The sequence below is a fragment of the Hanstruepera marina genome (assembly GCF_019880635.1).
Lineage (GTDB): Bacteria > Bacteroidota > Bacteroidia > Flavobacteriales > Flavobacteriaceae > Hanstruepera > Hanstruepera marina.
Genome location: NZ_JAINVX010000007.1, coordinates 24,289 through 40,708, shown reverse-complemented (window position 1 = coordinate 40,708; position 16,420 = coordinate 24,289). Strand labels below are relative to the sequence as shown.

Here is a 16,420-nt window from a genome sequence, read left to right as displayed (position 1 = left end):
ATTTATACTTCAAAAATAGAATATTTAAATAGAACCTTTTTACAAAGGGTAAAAAATTATTCCATAAAAAAGCTATCCTTAAACCCAATTAAGTATAACCGCTCCTGTGCTCTCGTTACTGCAGTGTACAACCATCTTAAATAATCTATTGTTATACCATCGGGCAAGTAAGGTTGTTCTACAAAAACAGTGTGCCATTGACCTCCTTGCGACTTATGACAAGTTATTGCATAGGAGAATTTTACTTGTAAAGCATTAAAATACTTATTGTTTTTAACTCCTAAAAACTTTTTATAGTTGCTTTTTTCATTTTGAAAATCCTTCATCACCTCTTGGTATAACCTATTTGAGTCCTCATAAGTTAATGACGGGGTTTCAGCATTTATGGTATCTAATAACAATACTGTTTCAAAAGGTCGCATTCTAGGATAATCTACCATTTTAACTTTAACCTCTGCAAAGCGAAAGCCATATAATTCCTTAATGCTGAATATCTCTAGAATCTCAATAATATCGCCATTGGCTATAAAACCAGCCTCTGTAGTTGGCTTTATCCAGTAATAATTATTCTTAACCACCATTAAATAATCGCCAGCAGATATTTCATTTTCATTAAACAAAATACGCTCTCTTATTTGCTGATTATATAAATTAGCTCGTTTATTACTTCTTACTATAATTGTTGTTTCCTCATTACCCAATGTACTGTAAGCATCATTAATGGCCTCCATTATTTCATGGCCATCAATAAGTCTAATAATATCGTTGTAGCCATTTAAATTAAATTGAAAACCATCTGTAAAGGAGTTGGATAGTGATTCTCGTAAATTAGTAGCATTAACAAGTATTCCCGATTCTAATTCTTGCCTAACAACTTCGTCTAGCTCCATTTTGGTTACTTCCTTGTTGTAATTTAAACCTAAAGTGTTTTCATTTAAAGCAGGACTTAAATCTAACTTTACAGGAGGTAGTTGGGCTGCATCACCTATTAACAACAATTTGCAATTATGGCCAGAATAAACATATTGCATTAAATCATCGAGCAAAGAACCATTTTCAAACAATTTAGACTCACCAGGTGTATCAGGAATCATAGAGGCTTCATCCACAATAAAAATGGTATTTTTGTGCTTGTTGGGTTGTAAAATAAATTTTACACCACCACTTTTTTCCTTTTTGGGGAAATATATTTTCTTATGAATGGTAAAAGCTTCTTTACCCGAATAGTTTGAAATCACTTTAGCTGCCCGACCCGTTGGCGCCATAAGCACGGCACTTTTTTTGGCTTTCCATAAGTTAGTTACTATACTGCCTATTATGGTTGTTTTACCCGTTCCGGCATAGCCTTTTAATAGAAATAGGCTGTTTTTGGTTTTTGAAAAAATAAAATCTGCTAATTGTTGTAAAACGATGTCTTGTTTTAATGTTGGTTGAAAGGGAAATTGCTGTTTTACAAGTGAATAAAATTCGCTAGAATTCATTAAAGCTGATTGATTTTTTTATTTTCATCAAAGATAACAATGATTTTTGGTCGCATAGGCTTTTACGATTAAAAAAAAATTGTAGATTTGCGTACAACCTTAATTAATTTAATTAAACACTATGTTAACAATAATTCTCCTAGTAGTAGCTGTAATTCTTATTACCATTGGTTTGGTTTGGCTAGTTGATAAATTTATACCTGCTAAATTTAAACCTGTTCTAGTAATCTTGCTTTGGGTAGTGATTGGGTTTTTAGGTTACCAAACTTTTATGTCTGTTTATGAGCCTATCCAATTCAACAAAGTTAAAAATAAACGTTATGCACAAGTTATTGAGCGTTTAGTTGATATTCGTGACTCTCAATTAGCCCACAGACAAGTAACAGGTAAGTTTGCTAAAGACTTTGATGGATTAGTTAAATTTATCGATACGGCACAATATACAATTACACAACGTCGTGACACATTGGTTTTAGATGAAGAATTGACAAAACGATATGGTGGCGTTGAAACAATGAAAGAAATTACTTTAATTGATACTCTAGACTTCGTTTCTGTTAAAGACTCTTTATTTAAATCATCTGACAGATATAAATCTATGATGTTTGTTCCTACTGCTCCAGAAGGAACAAAATTTGAAATGGATGCTGGATTTTTAGAAGAAGATGCTGTTAAAATACCAGTATTTGAAGCTTCAGTAAAAAAAGCTGTAATCTTACATGATCAAGATAAAGATTTAATAGCCCAAGAAAACGAAGTGGTTTCTGTTGATGGTGTTAATGGGGATGCTCTAAAAGTTGGCTCTATGACAGAGGTAAAAACCAATGGAAACTGGCCAAAAACTTATGGCGATAGCGAATAACAAATTAAATAAAACAACAAATAATAGCTTGTCCATTCAAATTAGTTTGAATGGACTTTCTTTTTGTGTTTTAAACCTGACAAACAAAACTATCACGTATCTCAATCATATTAAATTTGACAAACGTGTTACACCGTTTAGATTGCTTGATATACTTAAAGATCAGTTTTTGGTAGAAGAAACATTACAACAAAACTTCCAAAGTATTCAAGTTGTTCATGTAAATGAACTTGCTACAATAGTTCCTAAAGCATTATTCAACGAGAACCAAATTGCTGATTATTTAAAATTTAATTCTAAAATATTAAAATCAGATTTTATAACCTACGATACTATTGAAGCCAATAATTCTGTAAGCGTGTATGTTCCTTATGTAAACATCAATAACTACATATATGAAAAATTTGGTAGTTTTACTTACAACCACGTTTCCAGTATTTTAATCGACCAGATATTACAGAGTGAACGACAATCAAATTCTACAAAAGTAGTTTTAAATATTTATGAATGTTATTTTCAAATCATAGTAGTTGATAAAGGTGCTCTTAAACTTTATAATTCTTTCGAGTTTCAAACTAAAGAAGATTTTATTTATTATGTTCTTTTTACTTTCGAACAACTACAACTAGATCCAGAAACTATTAATTTAATTTTACTGGGCGACATAGAAAAAGACGACGAATTATATGCTATTTTGTATAAATACATTAGGCATGTTGAATTTGGCAAACATACTTCCAGTTACAATTTTTCAACTGCTCCAAAAAATCAATATTCAGATTTTTCATTAATACATAGCTTTTAATGCGCATTATTTCTGGACAATATAAAGGCAGACGAATAAGTGCCCCAAAAAAACTACCTGTTAGACCTACAACTGATATGGCTAAAGAGGCCTTATTTAATATTATTAACAACCAATTCTATTTTGATGAGATATCGGTTTTAGATTTGTTTTCTGGAACTGGAAATATAAGCTACGAATTTGCTTCCAGAGGCACGCAAGATATTACATGTGTTGATGCTAATTTTGGTTGTGTCAAGTTCATCAATGAAACCTCTGAAGGATTTAACATGGGTTTAAAAACTGTAAAAAGCGATGTCTATAAGTATTTAGAGACAGCAGCAAAGCAGTATACCATTATTTTTGCCGATCCACCTTATGATTTTTCAACCGAACATTTTTCCAAAATACCAGAATTGGTTTTTAATAACAGTTTGTTGGAAGAAAATGGAATGCTAATTATAGAACACTCTAAACATACATCCCTAGAACACTTACCACATTTTAGTTTTTCCAAGAGTTATGGTGGCAATATGTTTAGCTTTTTTGAATAACCTCCTACTGCTCGAATTTTTATAATTCGTTTTTTTTCAGTACTTTAGACACCTCCCTTAAAGAAAAAACATAATTAATAGCATACATTTTACCCCCTTTTTGTTGGACTCGCTTTGCTTTTGGCATGGTTAACATTTGACTATTATCAAAATTTTTTACTAACCAAAACCAACAATTATGAAATTTTTTAAAAAAGGGATTTTTTTCCACACACTAGCTTTATGTGCACTTTTTAGTGTTTCTGCTCAAGACAATCAACCTACTATGTTTACTGTTCATACGGACAATGTGAAATTTGACAAAATCATGCAATATGAAGAGGTTGCCAAAGAACTTAAAAGCAACTTTGAAAAACACGACATTAAAGATTCGAATTGGACCGCCTTAAGCTCTGAAGATGGGCGATTTTTTTATGTCACACCTATCAAAAACATGGGTGATTTAGACAAGAACATGATGGGTGGTCTTTATGAAAAAATGGGTGAAGAAAAAGCAGATGCTATGTTTGATAAAATGAATGAATGTTACGACTCACATAGTAACTACATTATTCATTATTTGCCAAGTATGTCGTATCATCCAGAATCTGAAGGATCCAATGAAGGCAAAAACCATCGTGAATATCACTTTTTATATTACGCGCCTAAAAATGGAAAAGCCATGAAAGAAGGCATGCAAGAAGTTAAAGCCATGTTTGAGAAAAGGAATATCAAAAATGGTTATAGTGTATACCATAGTGGTTTTGGTTGCGAAGAAAGTTACTATATGGTTGCTATAGCTGGAAAAGATAATTTAGAAATAGCACAGAATGGAAAACTAAACGATGAAACATTTACAGATGAAGACCAAGCTACATTCTTTAAAGTAATTCAGCTAGCCTTAAGATATGATAAAATTGAAGGCAGAATACGACCAGATTTAAGCTATCAACCAAAACAATAACACCAAACAGATGAAAAAACTAATTTTATATGCACTACTACTATCATTTATTGTAGGGTGCCAAAATTCTGAAAAGCGATACACACAACAGTCTCCAGAAATAGAAACTGTTAAGACTTTAATAAGCAACTATAATAGTAAAGCTTATGATGCTAGTATATATGCTGACACTTCAAAAACGTTTTACAATACAAAGAAGGAAGCTATGTCTCCAACTGAAACTATAGCATATCACAAAGCAAACGATGCTAATTATTCATCAAGAGGGTTTTTAGATGAAGATCAAGAATATGAAATGGTAAAAACCGATGATGGCCAAACATGGGTCAATTGCTGGTTAGATTGGAAAGGGACTTTAGCAGCTAATGGCAAAGAGTTTTTAGTGCCAATACATTTAACTTATCAATTTAAAGATGGAAAAGTAGTACGAGAAGTTGGAATGTGGGATCCTTCAGCTATAGTTCTTGAACTACAAGAAATTAATGGAGCTGGCTCGACAATGCAGGCAGTAAATAAAGTTGTTGAAGGCTGGAATGCCCATGATATCAGTAACCTTAAAGCCTTATCGGTTGAGAGTTTAAAACGGTCATCAAATGGTAATGTAGAAATCAACAACATTAACGAATATGAAGGCTTTATGAATACATTTGTTACCGCTTTTCCTGACTTTAATGTAGCTGTTAACAATACAGCTACCAGAGGTAATAAAGTTTATATTAGTTGGACAGTAACTGGAACACATAATGGAGATTTTATGGGTAATCCTGCAACTGGCAAGAAAATGAAATCACATGGTTTTAGTGTTTGGACTATGAATAATGATGGAAAGTTTACAAGTGAAGATGCCTACTATGATAACCTTACATTATATAATCAATTAGGTATTTCACCACCAAAAAAATAATAACCGAACACTAACCAATTAGTTATTATTGTAAAAAACCCTCTTCTAAAAAAGAGGGTTTTATATTTTTAGTAAATCTATAAGCCGAATTCTGTTACAGAAACAGCAATAGCAAGCTGTCTGCACCTTATCATTTATCTGGATGTATTGTTGCCAATACACTCTAGCTGCCTACCCTCCAACAATCGCACGTGCCGCACTCAAGCATTGGTATACATGACATTGCACCACATAGAGTTTACCTGATTTCACTACAGCATAACCTGTACATTCTTTCTGTTGCACTTTTCCTAGCCTCACGACTGGTGGCTGTTAACCACTATGTTTGCACTATGGTGTTCGGACTTTCCTCCATTACGCCAAAAGCGTAACAGCGATAAGGCGATTTACTACTGCAAAAGTAATTCAATAATTGTTAATAACTCCTTCCAATTTCAGAATTCAGAATTTAGAATTCAGAATTGATTTTATATTTTTGTTATTCTAACAAATTTCAATGGAACATTTTGTAGTATCGGCTAGAAAGTACAGACCACAAACATTTAAAGATGTTGTTGGCCAACAAGCCATTACAAATACCTTACTTAATGCTATTGAAAATAATCATTTGGCCCAAGCTCTATTATTCACGGGACCTCGTGGTGTAGGAAAAACAACCTGCGCGCGTATTCTAGCTAAAATGATTAATAGTGATGGTTCTGAAAAGGAAGACGAAGATTTTGCCTTTAACGTTTTCGAATTGGATGCTGCCTCTAATAATGGTGTTGACCAAATAAGGGAGTTAACCGATCAGGTTCGCATACCACCGCAAGTTGGGAAATACAAAGTTTATATTATTGATGAGGTACACATGCTTTCTCAAGCTGCTTTTAATGCCTTCTTAAAGACATTGGAAGAGCCACCCAAACATTGTATTTTTATTTTAGCAACTACAGAAAAACACAAGATAATACCAACAATATTATCACGTTGTCAAATATTCGATTTTAAACGTATTACTGTTGCTGATGCAAAAGACTATTTGAAGTATATTGCCGAAGAACAGGATGTGAAAGCTGAAGACGATGCACTACACATCATTGCCCAAAAAGCTGATGGCGCTATGCGTGATGCCCTTTCTATTTTTGATAGGGTTGTGAGTTTCTCCGGTAAAAATTTAACACGAAAGGCAGTTACCGAAAATCTTAATGTTTTAGATTACGAAACATATTTTATAAGTACCGACTTAATACTTGACAATAAAATACCTGAATTGTTAATTCAGTTTAATTCCATTTTAGCCAAAGGTTTTGACGGCCATCATTATATTGCTGGATTAGCATCTCACTTTAGAGATCTATTGGTTTGTAAAAATTCTGAAACCATTGAATTGTTGGAAGTTGGCGAGGAAACCAAAACCAAGTATTTAGAACAATCACAAAAAACATCACAAACTTTTCTTTTTAAAGGCATTGAGCTAGCCAACGATTGTGATTTAAAGTATAAGACCAGTAAAAATCAACGCTTACTAGTTGAACTTTGCCTAATGCAGCTTGCCTCTATCACTTTTGATGGAGAAAAAAAAAATAGCAAAAACTACATAATTCCGGCTAGTTATTTTAAAGCTAAAGGAATTGAGACCATAAAGGTTAATGTTCCTAAAGAAAATGGTAATAATACTGTTCAAACTATCCACCAGCAGGAACAAACAAATAGTGAAACAGAAGAAAAGGAAGAATTAGAACATTCAACATCACATGTTAACGTTGCAGAGCCACCTCCAAAAATCAGTTTAAATGTACGTAAGCAATCCACTTCTGCGCTATCCTTAAGTAGTATTCGCGCTAAAAAAGAACATCAAATAAAGCAAATGGAAGTTGTTCTTGATGAAGAAGATTTACCAAAAGACCCTTTTACCGAAGAAGAGCTGCTAAAAACCTGGAACAATTATGTAAAAATTCTTCAAGATTCTGGTAAATTCAATTTGGCCTCTATCCTATCCATCGACACACCAAAATTACAAGGCACCACTATACATTTAGAATTTCCAAACGCTACAAATAAAGTTGAAGTTGAACGTCAGCAATATGAATTATTAGGCTTTATTCGTAAAGCACTTAATAATTACGACATAAACCTTTCTATTACAGTTAACGAGGAAATGGAAAAGCAATATGCCTACTCGCCTCAAGAGAAATACGAAAAGCTAAAAGAAAAAAACCCTGCAATAACTGTACTCAAAAAAACGTTTGGATTAGATATCTAACGCAATACCATGAAACTATTCTATCTAGCCGCTTTATTTATTATTACAATCTGTTTTACAGCCTGTGATGGTCGCGACCGATTAAGTATGACGCCTCAAGAAGTTTTGAAGGAAAATAAACTATTAGATTCGTTTTCAGAAAAACAAATACGCTTTATTCCTGAAGAATATGCAGAAAAAACCACAGATACCATTTTTGACAACGGATACAAAGTCCATGTAAAAATGTATACTGATATGGAAAACCATATTACTGTAGACTTAAATGGTGAAAAGGTTAACTATCGTGATTTTAATTTAGATATTGAAGTCATTAAAGATGATAAAACTATCCTGTCTACTACATTAAATAAAGAGCATGAAATTGCCAAAGTAGAAATGGAAAATTTAGAATTGGATCAGTACTACTTAAGAGATTATTGGATTACTAATGATGACAAACATCATATTGGTATACCTTGTATATTTTTTGAATACTATTCTCCAGCCGCAAAAGATTCTATTACTATTAAATTAATAGCAAATAGAACTAAATATTCTAAATACTCTACAGAACAAATAATTAATTAACTATGCTAGGCCTAAAACTTCCCACAGATCCACGTTGGGTAAATATTGTAGAAAAGAACATTGAAGAGATACTTACAGACCATGCGTATTGTGAGCAAAAAGCAACCAGTACTGCTATTTCATTAATTGTCTCGTTTCCAGAATACACCGATTTGGTAAAAGAAATGACCGCTTTGGTAAAGGAAGAAATTAGTCATTTTAAAATGGTACACGACAAAATTATTGAGCGTGGTTGGGTATTGGGACGAGATAGAAAAGATGATTATGTTATTGCTCTACTCAAATTTTTTCCAAAAGGCGGTAGCAGAACCACACAGTTGGTACACAGGCTATTGTATGCAGCCTTAATTGAGGCTAGAAGCTGTGAACGTTTCAGGTTACTTTCTGAAGAATTAGAAGATAAAGAATTGGCTGAATTTTATAAGAAGCTAATGGTTAGTGAAGCCAACCATTATACCATGTTTCTAGGTTTTGCCAGACAATATGGAGACCGAAAAGAAGTTGATAAAAAATGGCAGGATCTTTTGACTTTTGAAGCTGAAATCATGAAGGATTTGGGTAAAAAAGAAACCATTCATGGATAAAAAAACTCCAACACTAAAAAGTATTGGAGTCTCTTGAAATATATTTAGTTGGTTAGTTAATTAGATTTTTATTCCAATTCCTAATTGAATGTTTGTGTTTGTTGCTTCATATCCTGATGGGTTATCATCATCCAACACATTTGTAAATCCGTAGTGGTATCTAGCGTCGATAAAAATTTCATCAGAGATCATAAACTCTAAACCACCGACTCCAGAGAAGCCAAAGTTTTTAAATCCATCTTCATACTCATGCACCTTTAAACTAACTAAAGGACCTGCACCTACTGATAATCTATCTCCAATTCTGTATTTAAACAAAATAGGCATTTGTATGTAGTCTATTCTTAAATCTCTGTCTTTTGCTCCTTCAGCAGAAAATTGAATTTCTGGCGCTAATCCTATAGCCGCAGACAAATCATATTCACCAAAAAATCCAATAGCAAAACCATTTCTGTGCATATTGTCAAAAGTTGGATGTGGCTCAAAATCCAGATTAGATATATTATAACCTACACGAACACCATAAGATGCATTTTGGGCAAATGACATGGATGTTACGATAATAAAGGCTAAAAAAAGTAATGTTTTTCTCATAATTCTTGTTTTTATAGGTATAGATTGAATTAGTGAAAGCTAATATAATTTAATTTGTTAAATATAGTACAATAAAAAGATAAAGTGCTAGATTTTTACTGTGTATTGCTCGATACCGTATCATAGTATATACTTTTAATTATACCATCGGCTAAACCAATTTTTGGCACATAAATGTCTTTTGCTCCACTCCATTTCATTGCAGATAGGTAAATACGCGTAGCAGGTATAATTACATCGGCTCTATCCTGGTTTAAATCCAGTTCAGTAATACGTTCTTCGTAAGAATACGATTGAAGCATATTGTAGTAACTGGTTAAATAGAAATAAGTCAATGGCTTTCCAAGTGCCTTTCCTGAAATTTTAAATATTTTATTGATGTTTCCTCCAGAACCTAAAACATCAATTTTATCATATTTAGACGTATTTTCTTTAATCCATTCTTCTAATTCATTCCAAGTTTCCTTCTTTACAATATCATTTAATAAGCGAACTGTTCCTATTTTAAATGATTTAGAAGTAACGGTTTCACCATTATGAAAAACTGTAAATTCTGTACTACCTCCACCAACATCAACATACAAATAGGTTTTATTAACATCAATGTAAGATTGTAAATCTGTTGCAGCTATTATGGCGGCTTCTTCTTCACCATTAATGATATCAATCTTTATTTGCGTTTCATGTTCAACTTGAGCAGAAATTTTACTTCCGTTACTTGCCTCACGCATAGCAGACGTAGCACAAGCTTTATACTTTTCTACATTGTGCGATTTCATGAGCAGTTTAAATGCTTGCATGGTATCCAACATACGTTCTGTATTGTGCTTTGAAATTTTTTGCTTTAAAAACACATCTGCACCCAAACGAATAGGGACACGAACCAATGAGCTTTTTTTAAATCGTGGTGGTTTTCCTTTTTCTTCAATAATATTGGCAATTAATAATCTTACGGCATTAGAGCCTATATCAATTGCTGCATATTTTTTTATTGAAAGCATTAACTGTTTAGTTTTTTTAAATAATAATCATAAGTCGCGAATTGTGCTCTTACGATAGGTCGTTTTCGTTTTTTATATTCATTGTTTTGAGTCTCGTTTAATATACGTGCTTTAACATTGGCACTCCAATAAATATTAAAGTTATCTATTAATTCCTGTTTTATATCAGTGTCATATATTGGACAACTGACTTCAACACGATTCTCAATATTTCGCGTCATCCAGTCTGCTGAAGAAATATAAATCTTGGCATCAGAGTCTTCACCAAAAATATACAATCTAGTATGCTCTAAAAATTTATCAACGATGCTAATGACTTCAATATTTTCACTCATTCCCGGAACGCCAGGGATTAAACAACATATACCACGTACAACCATTTGTATCTTAACTCCTGCTCTACTAGCTTCATATAACTTATCGACCATTTTGTAACTCGATAAGCTATTCATCTTTAATCGTATTCTACCAGGTTTACCAATCTTTACTTTAATGATTTCAGTATCAATAAGTTTAAACAGTGCTTTTTCGGTATAATGAGGTGATGTTATAATATGTTTATATCTGAAAATACGGTAATTGGTTTCAAAAAAGCTGAATACCTTATTAACGTCCTTTAATATTTTTTGATCAGCTGTAAATAGGGTGTAATCTGTATAAATTTTAGCTGTAGATTCATTAAAATTCCCTGTACTAATAAAACCGTAACGTTTAGACTTTTCATTTTCTTCCCGTTCAATAACACACATTTTACTGTGTACTTTTAATCCTTGAACCCCAAAAATTAAATTAACACCTTCTTGCTGCATTTGCTCGGCATAATCAATATTTGCCTGCTCGTCAAAACGTGCTTGAATTTCTATTGAAACCGTAACTTTCTTACCATTTTTTGCTGCATTAATGAGCGAGCTCGCAACATGAGAAATTTGCGCCAAGCGATAAATGGTAATTTTTATAGTAGTAACCTTTGGGTCTAACGCAGCCTCTCTTAAAAATTTTACAACATATGAAAATGTATGGAATGGTGTATGGATTAAAAAGTCTTTGTTTTTAATGGTGGAAAAAATACTTTTCTCTAAACTTAAGCCTTTAACTGGAAGCGGTTCTATTTTATCGTAAAGCAAGTCTGTTCTTCCTAAACTGGGAAAACCCATATAATCACGTCTATTATGATAACGCCCCCCAGGAATAATACTATCAGTAGATTCAATTCCCATTTTGTCCATTAAAAACGATAAAGTTTCTTTATCTATGGTTTTATCATATACAAAACGTACAGGCTCACCTACTTGTCTATGTTTTACACTATCTGAAATTTTCTCTATAAAACTTTTACTTAAATCACTTTCTAAATCCAACTCGCCATCTCTGGTAATCTTAATCATGTGAGCACTAATACTCTGATAATCAAAAATATTGAAAATATCATTTAAGCAATATCGCAATAAATCATCGAGCATGATAATGTAATCATTACCATCTAATTCTGGTAAAACCACAAAACGATTCATGCTTTTAGAAATTTCTATTAAAGCATACTGATTGCTACTATTTTTTAATTTTAAATTAACAGCAAGGTAAGCCGCACTATCTTTTAAGTTTGGTAAATCAACCGAATCACTTAAAATAATAGTTACAAGAGCTGGACTAACATTCTGAATAAAGTAGTTTTTAATAAAACTATGGTGTTCGGGCCTTATTTGGGTTTCATTAACCATAAATATGTGCTCCGTTTCTAGTTCTTTTTGAATTCGACTTAAAATGTCTAGACTGTCGCTTTGCTGTTTTATTACTATTTGTGTAATAATGTCCAATAACTCATTAGCTTTAATACCTCCAAGCTCGCTTTTTCCACCTTTTCCGGCTTCTACTATTCGCTTAACGGTAGCATAGCGTACTTTAAAAAATTCATCTAAATTATTTGAGAAAATACCAAGAAATCGTAATCTTTCAATTAAAGGAACTGTTTCATCGTCAGCTTCTTGAAGTACCCTAGCATTAAATTGCAGCCAACTTACTTCTCTATTTATATAAGAATTTTGTAGTACTTCTTTATTCATTAAACCATTTTGTAACCATACAAATATATTTCATTTTTAATTGCTATTAATGGTTAAACAGAAATTTCTTAAAAAATGTATTTTTGTATTAATTTTCTTACTAATTAAGTATTTCATCGTATTAATTATACACTTAATTGACAAAAAAAGTAAAAATAAAGTTGGATATTTTAATAAAATGTATAGATTTGTTGCCAAGGAACAATTCTAAAATTATGAATATGAAAACTAAACTACTTGTTTTTTGTGCTATTTTTTTCATAACATCAAGCACTCTTTTTTCCCAAAAGAAAAATGACCCTCAAGGCATAATCAGTCAAAAAGTCGCCATAAAAAAATACCATGATCGTGAGGAATTAGATCAGATGAACAAAGGTCAGTTATTAGACCTATATATTGAGCGTATTGAAGTAATTGTTAAAATATTACCTAACATTGCTTTTACCAATAAGCCTGGTGTAACAATTCAAGCTTTAGGTATTCCAGACACTAAAGATCATCGCAAGGCATTAGAAGAAAATATTGAAGCTGCTTCAGAATATTTTGATAATACTATTGAGTTTCAAACTAAAATTCTACCCTATTCAGACAAAACAAATTTAATTGCTGCAATTTTATTTTATGAGCAAACTTTAAAATCATTACATACATATAATGAATTTAATGAGTATTAAACTTTTACTCTAATAAAATTATTAATATAAATCCCTGATTACAAGTCAGGGATTTTTTTGTATTGTATATTAATCTTTAGTATTTTACTATCTATATTATTACTACTATTTTTTGCTTAAATCAATGAAAAATATTATTATTTGTAATATAAATACTACAAATAATTTATTTTTTTGCATTTCGTCGATATTTTTTTGTATTTCATAGGATTTATTTATATGTTTGATGTGATGATAAATAAAACCCCAAAATTGAACAATAAACTTACTTACTATGAAAAACTTTACTCTAACTATATGTTTGACCCTTTTTGCGCTAAGCAATTTGGTCGCACAGCAGGAAAAAGGAATTATAGGATATGACAATTGGTTAAACTCATGGACCGAGTTTACACCAAATACAGTTGAATATGGAGAGCCAACGCAAATCTTAAGTGGCAATATCTCCGAAGATACCAAACTATACAAGAAAGACATCTATTTATTATTAGGAAGTGTTTTTGTTACCGATGGCGCTACATTAACTATAGAGCCAGGTACAGTAATTATTGGCGATTTTAAAACCAATGGTTCTTTAATAATAAGTAGAGGATCTCGAATTTTTGCTAACGGTTTAGAAACAGACCCCATTGTTTTCACCTCAAATAGAGGCGTTAAAAAACAAGGTGATTGGGGTGGTGTTTTTATTCTTGGAAACGCTCCAATCAATAAATTTGGCAATGAATCTGCAGTTAATTATGGTCTAAAACCTTCATCGTACAATAATATTAGCTATGGAGGTGATAACGCCAATGATGATTCTGGAATATTTAAATATGTACGAATTGAATATGCTGGAAAAAGAACTAAAGAATTTGGCTATTTTAACGCACTTACATTAGCAGGTGTTGGTAACGAAACGACTATTTCGAATGTAATGGTTAGCTATTGCTACGGAAACTCTTTTAACGTAATAGGTGGCGAAATTAATTTAGATAAAATGATTTCGTATAGAACTAGCAGTAACGATTACGAATTTAATTTTGGCACACAATGTAAAATTACAAACTCTTTGGCCATTAGATCGCCTTACATATCTGGAGCAAATGGATCAAAATGTATGTATGTAGCTTCATATGATGAAATAGACGAAGTAGATTTAACTAAAAATAAAACTGATGTCATTGCTGAAAATTTAACACTAGTTAATGTTAGCGATGATTTAGCTTCAGATATTCAAATCGGACTAGTAAAAGAAGCGCTTTATATAGCTCCTGATGTTTCGGTCTCACTAAACAAAACCGTAATTTCTGGTTTCAATCCAGCTGTGATTTTAGATAATAGAATCAAAGTTGATAGTGAAAATTTAGATCGTATAAAGTTTACTGAAATGTATTTCAACAACTGCAACGGTAATATTTTTACTAAAAATGACTCCAATAACGATGATTTAGAGAACTGGTACGGAAATAGTGTTTTTAAAAATGTTTACTCAAAAGGTGCAGATTCAGAAACATTTATTGATTTAAAAAATCCAAAGCGTCCAGATTTTAGATTACGCATTAATAAAATTATAGCATCTAACGATTAATAGTTAATAAGTGCCTAGTTGCACTGCAACTTAATTAATCCAAAAAGATCTTTTATTCTGCTTCTTACCAAAAAGTAAGTTTAGCTGAAAGACCCTAAAAGTTAAATAATTGATTGAGATAAAATAATTTTGAATGCATAAAACTACTCTACCAAAAAAAATTTTAATCACTCTTTGTTTGTTAGCTCTATTCTGTGCAGAAAGAGGGTATACTCAAATAGTTATTGGTACACCAAATTTAGGTTTTAGCCAGGCTTGTGCTAGTGCTTCGTTTAACACGTATAGCACAACATTTGTTTTTTCTCCTGAATCAAATTTAGATCCATCCAATCAATTCATTATTGAAATGTCTGACGCCAATGGCGATTTCACTAATCCTGTTGTGGTTTATACATCAACTTCAGGCACTGTAACGACATCTCCAGCAACTTTAAATTTTTCTATACCTACAGATACTGCTGGCGAAGGCTATAAAATACGTGTTAAAAGTACAGCTCCGGCTGCAACTAGTTCACGTTCAGTAGCATTTGCAGCTTACTATAAAATTCAAGACAGCCCATTTACAATCAATAATTTAGTGTCTACCGGAGCATTCTGCTCTGGTGGCAGTTACCTATTAACAATTGATAATCCAGGTAACGGCAATAATGATTCACCATTAAACTATCCGTCTTTAACATTCAATTGGTTTAGAGAAACAGGACCAACAACCTCTGTTTTTGTTGCAGAAGGAAACACGTTAGAGGTTAATCAAGAAGGCACATATTTTGTGGAAACTAACTACGGAACCTGTACTTCCAATTCATTTTCCAATCGAGTAACTATTACTGAAGTTGTTTCAGGACAAGCTAGTGCAACCATTGCTTCTAGTCTTGGCAACCCATTTTGCCCAGATCAAGGGTCTACAATTTTAAGCACTATTAGTGGAAATAGTTACCAATGGTATAAAGATGGAGATATTATTCCTGATGCAACAAATCAAATGTATGAAACGAATGAATCTGGTGTTTATTCTGTACAGGTTGATTTAGGAAGCTGTAGTGCTTCTGGATCAATAGATTTAATTAGCGAATTGTTTGATGCTAATATTAACGTCCCTGAAGAGAATACCATGGAAGCTGGAGAAACATTAACTGTAACTGTTACATCAACTGCCGTAAGCCCAAGTTATGAATGGTACTTAAACAATTCCATCATTTCAACAGCTACCACAGACACATACATAGCTAATGAGTTTGGTAATTATAGTGTAATAGTAACAGATAATTCTGGATGTACGGGATCAAGAACATTTAATTTCTCAATTAATGAACCTATCGATCCTTTTCCCGATGTAGATAAAATCCCAAATATTATCAGTCCAAATGGTGATGGTATAAATGATACTTGGATTTTGCCAACCAAATATGTTAGTGGTTCAAATACTGAAGTTTTAATCATGACAAACCAAGGTAAAATCGTTCTTAAAACTAATGATTACTTAAACAATTGGCCAGAGGAACAATTGAATTTAAACAGTGTTAATCAATTATACTATTACGTCATAACAACAACCAACGAAACTAAAAAAGGAACCATAACGGTCCTTAAATAA

At 32.2% G+C, this 16,420-nt stretch carries 15 protein-coding genes and 1 other RNA gene; 11 read left to right on the top strand and 5 right to left on the bottom strand.

Features of this window, described 5'->3' with window-relative positions:
* Positions 1-56: 56 nt before the first annotated feature.
* The gene (locus K7G76_RS15205) at positions 57-1,481 is read right to left on the bottom strand and encodes an ATP-dependent DNA helicase (protein WP_223035069.1); all 1,425 of its coding nucleotides are present in this window, start codon (positions 1,479-1,481) and stop codon (positions 57-59) included.
* 121 nt (positions 1,482-1,602) lie between these two features.
* Here K7G76_RS15205 and K7G76_RS15200 point away from each other — a divergent pair, with 121 nt between their 5' ends.
* The 5 genes from K7G76_RS15200 to K7G76_RS15180 all read left to right on the top strand — a co-directional run bounded on the left by K7G76_RS15200 (position 1,603) and on the right by K7G76_RS15180 (position 5,528).
* Entirely contained in the window at positions 1,603-2,343 is a 741-nt protein-coding gene (locus K7G76_RS15200) for a hypothetical protein (protein ID WP_223035068.1), read from the top strand.
* Entirely contained in the window at positions 2,327-3,148 is an 822-nt protein-coding gene (locus K7G76_RS15195) for a DUF3822 family protein (protein WP_223035067.1), read from the top strand. The genes K7G76_RS15200 and K7G76_RS15195 overlap by 17 nt, the downstream gene beginning before the upstream one ends.
* Positions 3,148-3,681, top strand: a complete 534-nt coding sequence (locus K7G76_RS15190) for an RsmD family RNA methyltransferase (RefSeq protein ID WP_223035066.1) — start codon at positions 3,148-3,150, stop codon at positions 3,679-3,681. The genes K7G76_RS15195 and K7G76_RS15190 overlap by 1 nt, the downstream gene beginning before the upstream one ends.
* A gap of 178 nt (positions 3,682-3,859) precedes the next feature.
* A complete protein-coding gene (locus K7G76_RS15185; RefSeq protein ID WP_223035065.1) occupies positions 3,860-4,624 on the top strand; it encodes a hypothetical protein in 765 nt (254 codons plus the stop codon).
* 10 nt (positions 4,625-4,634) lie between these two features.
* Positions 4,635-5,528: an ester cyclase gene (locus K7G76_RS15180; protein WP_223035064.1), complete on the top strand. Its 894-nt coding sequence runs from the start codon at positions 4,635-4,637 to the stop codon at positions 5,526-5,528.
* 64 nt (positions 5,529-5,592) lie between these two features.
* Here the strand turns inward: K7G76_RS15180 and rnpB are convergent.
* Positions 5,593-5,921: RNase P RNA component class A (gene rnpB, locus K7G76_RS15175), an RNA gene on the bottom strand.
* A gap of 103 nt (positions 5,922-6,024) precedes the next feature.
* On the opposite strand from rnpB, the gene K7G76_RS15170 reads away from it, so the two are divergent.
* Genes K7G76_RS15170 through miaE form a run of 3 tightly spaced genes read left to right on the top strand, consistent with a single transcriptional unit; the run spans position 6,025 to position 8,927 of the window.
* Complete coding sequence (locus K7G76_RS15170; RefSeq protein WP_223035063.1) at positions 6,025-7,773, top strand: DNA polymerase III subunit gamma/tau; 1,749 nt, start codon at positions 6,025-6,027, stop codon at positions 7,771-7,773.
* Positions 7,774-7,782: 9 nt separating this feature from the next.
* Positions 7,783-8,343 (top strand): hypothetical protein, encoded by a 561-nt coding sequence (locus K7G76_RS15165; RefSeq protein ID WP_223035062.1) that lies wholly within the window; start codon positions 7,783-7,785, stop codon positions 8,341-8,343.
* A 2-nt stretch (positions 8,344-8,345) separates the two neighbouring features.
* Positions 8,346-8,927, top strand: a complete 582-nt coding sequence (gene miaE / locus K7G76_RS15160) for a tRNA-(ms[2]io[6]A)-hydroxylase (RefSeq protein ID WP_223035061.1) — start codon at positions 8,346-8,348, stop codon at positions 8,925-8,927.
* 60 nt (positions 8,928-8,987) lie between these two features.
* Here miaE and K7G76_RS15155 read toward each other — a convergent pair whose 3' ends face one another.
* The 3 genes from K7G76_RS15155 to ppk1 all read right to left on the bottom strand — a co-directional run bounded on the left by K7G76_RS15155 (position 8,988) and on the right by ppk1 (position 12,582).
* Entirely contained in the window at positions 8,988-9,521 is a 534-nt protein-coding gene (locus K7G76_RS15155) for a porin family protein (protein WP_223035060.1), read from the bottom strand.
* A gap of 95 nt (positions 9,522-9,616) precedes the next feature.
* Positions 9,617-10,522: a Ppx/GppA phosphatase family protein gene (locus tag K7G76_RS15150; RefSeq protein WP_223035059.1), complete on the bottom strand. Its 906-nt coding sequence runs from the start codon at positions 10,520-10,522 to the stop codon at positions 9,617-9,619.
* Complete coding sequence (ppk1, locus tag K7G76_RS15145; protein ID WP_223035058.1) at positions 10,522-12,582, bottom strand: polyphosphate kinase 1; 2,061 nt, start codon at positions 12,580-12,582, stop codon at positions 10,522-10,524. Before ppk1 ends, K7G76_RS15150 begins: the two co-directional genes overlap by 1 nt.
* A gap of 221 nt (positions 12,583-12,803) precedes the next feature.
* On the opposite strand from ppk1, the gene K7G76_RS15140 reads away from it, so the two are divergent.
* The 3 genes from K7G76_RS15140 to K7G76_RS15130 all read left to right on the top strand — a co-directional run bounded on the left by K7G76_RS15140 (position 12,804) and on the right by K7G76_RS15130 (position 16,420).
* Entirely contained in the window at positions 12,804-13,256 is a 453-nt protein-coding gene (locus K7G76_RS15140) for a hypothetical protein (protein ID WP_223035057.1), read from the top strand.
* A gap of 274 nt (positions 13,257-13,530) precedes the next feature.
* Positions 13,531-14,826, top strand: a complete 1,296-nt coding sequence (locus tag K7G76_RS15135; RefSeq protein WP_223035056.1) for a hypothetical protein — start codon at positions 13,531-13,533, stop codon at positions 14,824-14,826.
* 133 nt (positions 14,827-14,959) lie between these two features.
* Entirely contained in the window at positions 14,960-16,420 is a 1,461-nt protein-coding gene (locus K7G76_RS15130) for a T9SS type B sorting domain-containing protein (protein WP_223035055.1), read from the top strand.

Excerpts from the sequence above, each read along its gene's own strand:
- K7G76_RS15170 (WP_223035063.1), top strand. The coding sequence starts at position 6,025 with ATGGAACATTTTGTAGTATCGGCTAGAAAGTACAGACCACAAACATTT.
- K7G76_RS15135 (WP_223035056.1), top strand. The coding sequence starts at position 13,531 with ATGAAAAACTTTACTCTAACTATATGTTTGACCCTTTTTGCGCTAAGC.
- K7G76_RS15130 (WP_223035055.1), top strand. The coding sequence starts at position 14,960 with ATGCATAAAACTACTCTACCAAAAAAAATTTTAATCACTCTTTGTTTG.
- K7G76_RS15140 (WP_223035057.1), top strand. The coding sequence starts at position 12,804 with ATGAAAACTAAACTACTTGTTTTTTGTGCTATTTTTTTCATAACATCA.
- K7G76_RS15185 (WP_223035065.1), top strand. The coding sequence starts at position 3,860 with ATGAAATTTTTTAAAAAAGGGATTTTTTTCCACACACTAGCTTTATGT.
- K7G76_RS15190 (WP_223035066.1), top strand. The coding sequence starts at position 3,148 with ATGCGCATTATTTCTGGACAATATAAAGGCAGACGAATAAGTGCCCCA.
- K7G76_RS15180 (WP_223035064.1), top strand. The coding sequence starts at position 4,635 with ATGAAAAAACTAATTTTATATGCACTACTACTATCATTTATTGTAGGG.
- K7G76_RS15155 (WP_223035060.1), bottom strand. The coding sequence starts at position 9,521 with ATGAGAAAAACATTACTTTTTTTAGCCTTTATTATCGTAACATCCATG.
- K7G76_RS15200 (WP_223035068.1), top strand. The coding sequence starts at position 1,603 with ATGTTAACAATAATTCTCCTAGTAGTAGCTGTAATTCTTATTACCATT.
- K7G76_RS15205 (WP_223035069.1), bottom strand. The coding sequence starts at position 1,481 with ATGAATTCTAGCGAATTTTATTCACTTGTAAAACAGCAATTTCCCTTT.
- K7G76_RS15150 (WP_223035059.1), bottom strand. The coding sequence starts at position 10,522 with ATGCTTTCAATAAAAAAATATGCAGCAATTGATATAGGCTCTAATGCC.
- K7G76_RS15195 (WP_223035067.1), top strand. The coding sequence starts at position 2,327 with ATGGCGATAGCGAATAACAAATTAAATAAAACAACAAATAATAGCTTG.
- ppk1 (WP_223035058.1), bottom strand. The coding sequence starts at position 12,582 with ATGAATAAAGAAGTACTACAAAATTCTTATATAAATAGAGAAGTAAGT.
- K7G76_RS15165 (WP_223035062.1), top strand. The coding sequence starts at position 7,783 with ATGAAACTATTCTATCTAGCCGCTTTATTTATTATTACAATCTGTTTT.
- miaE (WP_223035061.1), top strand. The coding sequence starts at position 8,346 with ATGCTAGGCCTAAAACTTCCCACAGATCCACGTTGGGTAAATATTGTA.